Source organism: Streptomyces sp. NPDC059832 (assembly GCF_042731715.1).
Classification (GTDB): domain Bacteria; phylum Actinomycetota; class Actinomycetes; order Streptomycetales; family Streptomycetaceae; genus Streptomyces.
The window spans coordinates 22,195-28,194 of sequence record NZ_JBHWIY010000059.1 but is presented as its reverse complement, the minus strand read 5'-3'; the positions used below and the strand labels follow the sequence as shown (position 1 = coordinate 28,194).

Here is a 6,000-nt window from a genome sequence, read left to right as displayed (position 1 = left end):
GTTCCGTCACAGGCGTACCGGCCTCACGGCCCGCCAAGACATCGCCGTACGGTCACCAGTGACAGCCCTCACTCCCCTGACCAGGTAATCCTCACGACTTGTCCAACACCAGCGCCCTGCCAACAACGCTCAACACCCCATGAAGCAAACCGAATCAGCCCGGTTCACCGCACCCAAGACCGGAAACCGAACCGAGAACCACCCCAGACAACGAAGCAAAGACTCCCACACGACACGGACACCATCGAGGCGCCGGCCGACCCTAGCGTCCGCAGCGGCCGGAAGGTCACCGACGACCAGGACCAGGAGCACGACGGCAAGGACGGCAAGGACGTCCTGGAGGACGGGGACGGGCCGGTGGCGCCGAGCAGGGCGCGACGGTCGAGCCCGTTGTCAGTCGACGGCCTGGTAGAGCGTGGTCCAGAAGTCGTTCATGACACGCGGCGAATCCGGCGTGGACAGCCCGACCTGGGTAAGCAGGACTCCGGTGAGCTGGTTGGCCCTGTCCGCGCAGGCGGTGGTACCGGAACCGCCGAACCAGCCGAACTGGCCGATGGGCGCATAGTCGCCGCGATAGGTACGCACCGCCATCCCGAAGCCCCAGCCGCCGTTCGGCCCCTGGCCGGACGACAGATGCGCGACGTTGCCGAACATGGCGTCCCGGGCAGCTAGCTGCCCGGGCGAGAGACGGTTGGTGGTCATCAGTTCGACGGCGGCCCGGGACAGGATCCGTTCACTCCCGTCCATCCCATGGTCCAGCAGCATCCGGAAGTAGGCATCGTAGTCATCAGCGGTGCAGACCAGCCCACCACCGGCGCCCTGGAACGCGGGAGACACACTGGACCTTCCCCCTGCCGCCTCGTCCCACACGACGAACTCACCGCAAGAGATATGGATCAGGTACTCAGCTTGTTCTTTATGGTCTGACCTTGAACGATGTCCCGAGCGCACTCGCTCGTACGAGGATTCCGGGGACGTGAACACGGCCTTCGTCTGATCCTGTGCTCCGACCAAAGAGGCGCTTGACCAGTACGAAGGCCGTGGGGGAATGAGTCTGCTGCATCACGATGTCCGGCGGGAAGCGTTCGCGGTGGCATCACACTTCCGGGACGACTTCTTCGACTGCCTGCCCGTGCGCGGGGACACACTGTTCGAGCTGACCGACGCGTTGCTGTGCGCGGACGGCCCGGTGACCACGCCGATGGACCTCACGCTGACGGCCGAGCACCGGCGCGGGCACGGCGCGATGTACGACGCACTGAATAGCGGAAACGTCGACGTGCTGCGACTGCAGCAGGCGCTGGCCGGGCTACCGCAGCCCGAGGCCGCCAACGGACACCACGACCCGCTCTCACCCGATCTGCAACACCCCAGCTCACACCACACCCAACACCTCAACTCACCCACCTGCCAACACCTGGCCGGATGGGCCGAGTACGGGTACTGCACCAGCCACAGCCGCTTCTTCTGGGGCCTTCGGCTGCTCATGGTGTGCACCCTCCAGGGCCTGCCGCCATCTTCGCCCTGACCGGAGCCAAGGCCGACGAGCGCGAGACCCTGCTGGACCTGCTCGCCGTCGAACCGGCCTTCCTCGCCAGCCGACCCGGCCGGACGCTGATCGGCGACAACGACTAATTCGGCCGTGACTTCGAACATCAACTGGCTGAGCAGGACATCCGGCTACTGCGGCCGGCCCGCAAGGGCGAGCCGGAACGGCCCGGCACACCCCTGTCCAAGCCGTTTCGGCAGGTCATCGAGTCAGTCAACGAGACCTTCAAGGGACAGCTCGACCTCGAACAGCATCGAGGACGCACGCCCGCGGGGTCATCGCCCGCGTCATGCAGCGCATCCTCGCGCCGACCGCAGTGATCCGGCACGACGACTACATGCGACAGCCCGTCCTGCGCTCACTGACCGCCTATGACCACTGACCACTTGGAATCAATCAACTAGGAAACACCACCAACCCGCTGACGAAGCAATGACGAATAACCCACCGACAAAACGCCACCGATCACCACTCCCTGTTACTCCATATGGCTGATTCATCTGCTTATGCCCTTGCCGGTTATGCGCCCGCATGGGTCACTGTCGGTATCGAACCGGTGGGTCGCCCATCAATACCGGGGAAACGTGGTAAGGGCGACGTCCGCTGGTCCTTTTTTGCGTCTGCGTGCGCAGGGTGGCCACCGTGCGGCACCGCGTGTCCCTCTGGAACTGCTCGCTCGCCTGGGCTACCGACCGGCAGGCAGCAGTGGTCGTTCGACCGGTTTGCGGCTTCTCCGTCCCTCTCATCCAGCAAGGGAGAACAACCATGCCTATCTCTCCGAACGAAGGTTCCACCGGTGGCGGAACCCTCGTGACCATCACAGGCACGAACCTGTCCAACACCAGCGCGGTGAAGTTCGGTTCCAATTCCGCGACGAGCGTCACCCAGGTCTCGCCGACCCAGGTCACTGCCGTGTCTCCCTCGGGAGCCGGCACGGTCGGGGTCACCGTGACTACCCCGGGCGGGGTCAGTAACCCGGTGTCGTTCTTCTATGTCGGCGCCCCGTTCGAGTCCTCGCTGAGTGCCACCTCCGGCCCGCTGGGCGGCGGCAACGTCATCACCATCAACGGCACCGGGCTGTCCACCGCGACCAGTGTGTCCTTCGGCACTGTCACCGCCACCCCGACGGTCGTCTCCGACAGCCAGATCAGCGTCACGGTGCCCGCGGGCACCGCGGCCGGAACCGTGTCGGTGAGCGTGACAACCGCGGGCGGCACCAACAACGGCCTGTCGTACACCTACGTCGACGTCCCGACCATCACCACCATCGCCCCCAACTCCGGCCCGGCGTCCGGCGGAACGGCGGTGACCATCACCGGCACCAGCTTCGCAACGACCGAATCGGCCACCTTCGGTGCCGTTCACGCCCCGTTCACCGTCATCAACGACACCACCCTGTCCGTGGTCGCCCCGCCCACCCCCGACGGCGGGGCTGGCCCGTCTGACGTCCGGGTCACCAACGCCGCCGGGATCGTCCTGGCAGCAGACGGATTCACCTACCTCGCGGCTCCCGGCATCTGACCGACAGTCCCAGCCGTGAGACGGTCCATCGGACCGTAGGAAGGAGGCCGCGCCAACGTAGGCGCGGCCTTCGAGCGCGAGCCGCCACCGCAACCATCGAACGCACCATGGCCTGGCTCGCCGACTACCACCGGCCCACCGCCAGCAGGGCGCACACGCCCAAGCGGCAGTCCCCCCACGGTCAAGAAGGCGATCGCGTCCCTGCGCGCCGAGGGGATCCTGACCGCGCTGGCACCGGGCACCCGGTCGAACCGGTACTACGAGATCACGGACTTCGGTCGTCTGAGGTCCCTGGCCCGCTCGGAGTCGTGAGTGTCCGTGCCCCCGGCCCGTCCGTCCGCTGGGCGCGGGAGACCAGCTCGTCGATCAGCCGGTCATCCACCGCCTGCAACGGATGCGGCCCGGCTACCTCAACAGTCTCAGGCTCGGTCACGTTCTCACTGGTCATCGGTGCATCTTCCTTGATCGGAAGTTACACCGAACGATTTCTAGTCCCTCCAGCGGGAAGAGTCGGCCGCCGACAACGTCGTTCCCTTCCGTCCCCCCCTCACCTGACGTCAGTCGAACAAGCGCCTGGGCACTTTCGGAAGGTGCGTTTAAGTAGTTGGAGCGCCGCACCAATTTGGTTCGGTGCTCCAAATGTGTCACGGTGGAGGCATGGCAACGAGAACCCGCCAGCCTCAGCGGCGTAACCAAGTGCTCTCCCAGGAGCAGATCATCGAGGCTGCGATCGAGCTGCTCGATACGGGTGGCGAGAGCGCGCTGACCACTCGAGCGCTGACCGAGCGCCTGTCCACCGGGTCCGGGGCGATCTACTACCGGGTGGGCAGCCGTGACGAGCTGCTGGACATGGCAACGGAAACGGTCGTCACCGCTGCGCTGGCAGCCAAGCCCGCCGCGGCCGCAGCCACGCCCGAGGACAAGATCCGCAGCGTCGCGCTGGCACTGTTCGACGCGATCACCGAGCACCAGTGGCTCGCGACACGGCTGACTCTGCAGATCGTCCGGAAGCCATTCGGCCCGGTGACGGTGGAGATCTTCGAGAGGATCGGCCGTCAGGTGGGCGCGCTGGGTGTGCCACAGGCTTCCTGGTTCGACGCCGCCTCGACGCTTGTGCACTACATCCTCGGGGCCGTCAGCCAGAACGCCGGCATCGACGGTGACACCTCGACCGCCCAGCCCGACCGTGCCGAGTTTTTCGGAGCGACGGCGACGGCCTGGCAGGACCTCGCTCCCGAGGACTACCCGTTCATGCACGCCATCGTCGGTCAGATAAGGGAGCACGACGATCGCGAGCAGTTCCTCACCGGCATCGCCATCGTCCTCGATGGTCTGTCCCGGCTCGGCTGACCTGTCCCATCCGGCCCGGGTCCCCAGCGTGCGTTTTCAGGAAGGTATCTCCCATGCGTGACGTAGTGATTGCAGGCGGCGGCCCGGTCGGTTTGTTCCTGGCCACCGAGCTCGCCCTGGGCGGCTGTTCCGTCCTGGTCCTGGAGCGGGACGAGGAGGTCACCTCGCCCTACAAGGCGCTCCCGCTCGGATTGCGCGGCCTGAGCGCAGGATCGGCCGAGGTGTTCCATAGCCGCGGCCTGCTCGAAGGGGTGATTGACGCTTCCGGCGCCGATGCGAAGAAGGTTGGCGCGGCCCCCGACGCGATCGAGGCTCCGGCTCCCCGGGACGTGAGCCATTTCGCGGGCATGGGCCTGGACGCGGCCGACATCGACGTGTCCGCCTTCCCGTTCCGGCTGCCCAGCCCGGCGATGGAAGGTTTCATGACCAGCCTCGAAGCAGTCAGCAAGGTCCTGGCCGAGCGTGCCATTGCGCTCGGCGTAGACATTGTCCGCGGCGCTCCCGTCACGGCTGTGACGCAGGACGACCAGTCCGTCGCCGTCACGGCAGCCGGACAGGAGTACCAGGCGCGCTACCTGGTGGGATGCGACGGCGGCCGCAGCACGGTGCGCGGCCTCGCCGGCTTCGACTTCGTCGGCACGGATCCGCTCTTCACCGGCTACGTCGCGCGCGTCACCTTCACCGACCCGCAGCAGCTGCCACTCGGCTTCAACCTGACGCCGAACGGCATGTACCTGCGTACGCCCTTCGAGGGGCACCTGGGCATGATGGACTTCGACGGCGGCACGTTCGACCGTTCCCGGCTGCTGACCCGTGAGCACCTCCAGGAAGTCCTGCGCCGCATCACCGGTACCGACCTGACGCTGACCGATGTTCATCTGGCATCGAGCTTCACGGACCGTGCGATGCAGGTGACGACCTACCGCAAGGGCCGCGTCCTGCTCGCCGGCGACGCCGCGCACATCCACTCCCCCCTCGGCGGCCAGGGGCTCAACCTCGGCATCGGTGACGCCGCCAACCTCGGCTGGAAACTTGCCGCGACCGTGCGCGGCGCCGCGCCCGAAGGGCTGCTCGACACTTACACCAGTGAGCGCCACCCCGTCGGCGCCGCCGTCCTGGACTGGTCACGCGCCCAGGTCGCCACCATGAAGCCCGGCCCCAATGCCCCCGCGCTGCGGCAGCTGGTGCACGAGCTGCTGAGCACCACGGACGGAACGACCCTCGCCTACCGGAAGACAACCGGGTTCAACCGCTACGACCTGGGCAGCGCGCAGCCGCTCGTCGGCAGTACCGCCCCCGACTTCCACTTCGAGGACGGCACTCGCCTCGGTGTCCTGTTGCGCCAAGGCCGGGGCGTGGTCCTCGACTTCACCGGCGACCTTGCGCTGCAGCGTGCGGCCAAGAGCTGGCAGGGCCGGATCCAGTACGTGACCGGCACGGCACGCAACGACCTCGGATTCAACGCCCTGCTCATCCGCCCGGACGGCGTTGTGGCCTGGGTAGACGATCAAGCTCTCGACCTCAAGGCGTTCCAGCAGGCCGCGACCCGCTGGTTCGGCAGCCCGCAGAACTAGAAGCCA

The 6,000-nt window shown here is 66.8% G+C and carries 4 protein-coding genes and 2 pseudogenes; 5 read left to right on the top strand and 1 reads right to left on the bottom strand.

Annotation, left to right across the window (positions count from 1 at the left end):
* Window positions 1-393: 393 nt before the first annotated feature.
* Window positions 394-837 (bottom strand): hypothetical protein, encoded by a 444-nt coding sequence (locus tag ACFV8T_RS43055; RefSeq protein WP_385338711.1) that lies wholly within the window; start codon window positions 835-837, stop codon window positions 394-396.
* A 211-nt stretch (window positions 838-1,048) separates the two neighbouring features.
* Between ACFV8T_RS43055 and ACFV8T_RS43050 the strand changes: the two are divergent.
* The 5 genes and pseudogenes from ACFV8T_RS43050 to ACFV8T_RS43030 all read left to right on the top strand — a co-directional run.
* Window positions 1,049-1,336 (top strand): annotated as a pseudogene (locus ACFV8T_RS43050) (transposase); the annotation flags it as partial.
* 81 nt (window positions 1,337-1,417) lie between these two features.
* Window positions 1,418-1,931, top strand: a pseudogene (locus tag ACFV8T_RS43045) (IS982 family transposase); the annotation flags it as partial.
* Between the two features lie 383 nt (window positions 1,932-2,314).
* Entirely contained in the window at window positions 2,315-3,070 is a 756-nt protein-coding gene (locus ACFV8T_RS43040; protein WP_385338708.1) for an IPT/TIG domain-containing protein, read from the top strand.
* A 657-nt stretch (window positions 3,071-3,727) separates the two neighbouring features.
* Complete coding sequence (locus ACFV8T_RS43035; RefSeq protein ID WP_385338706.1) at window positions 3,728-4,420, top strand: TetR/AcrR family transcriptional regulator; 693 nt, start codon at window positions 3,728-3,730, stop codon at window positions 4,418-4,420.
* Window positions 4,421-4,473: 53 nt separating this feature from the next.
* Complete coding sequence (locus tag ACFV8T_RS43030) at window positions 4,474-5,994, top strand: FAD-dependent oxidoreductase (RefSeq protein WP_385338703.1); 1,521 nt, start codon at window positions 4,474-4,476, stop codon at window positions 5,992-5,994.
* Window positions 5,995-6,000 lie beyond the last annotated feature (6 nt).

Coding starts and splice junctions, on each gene's coding strand:
- ACFV8T_RS43040 (WP_385338708.1), top strand. CDS start 2,315: ATGCCTATCTCTCCGAACGAAGGTTCCACCGGTGGCGGAACCCTCGTG.
- ACFV8T_RS43030 (WP_385338703.1), top strand. CDS start 4,474: ATGCGTGACGTAGTGATTGCAGGCGGCGGCCCGGTCGGTTTGTTCCTG.
- ACFV8T_RS43035 (WP_385338706.1), top strand. CDS start 3,728: ATGGCAACGAGAACCCGCCAGCCTCAGCGGCGTAACCAAGTGCTCTCC.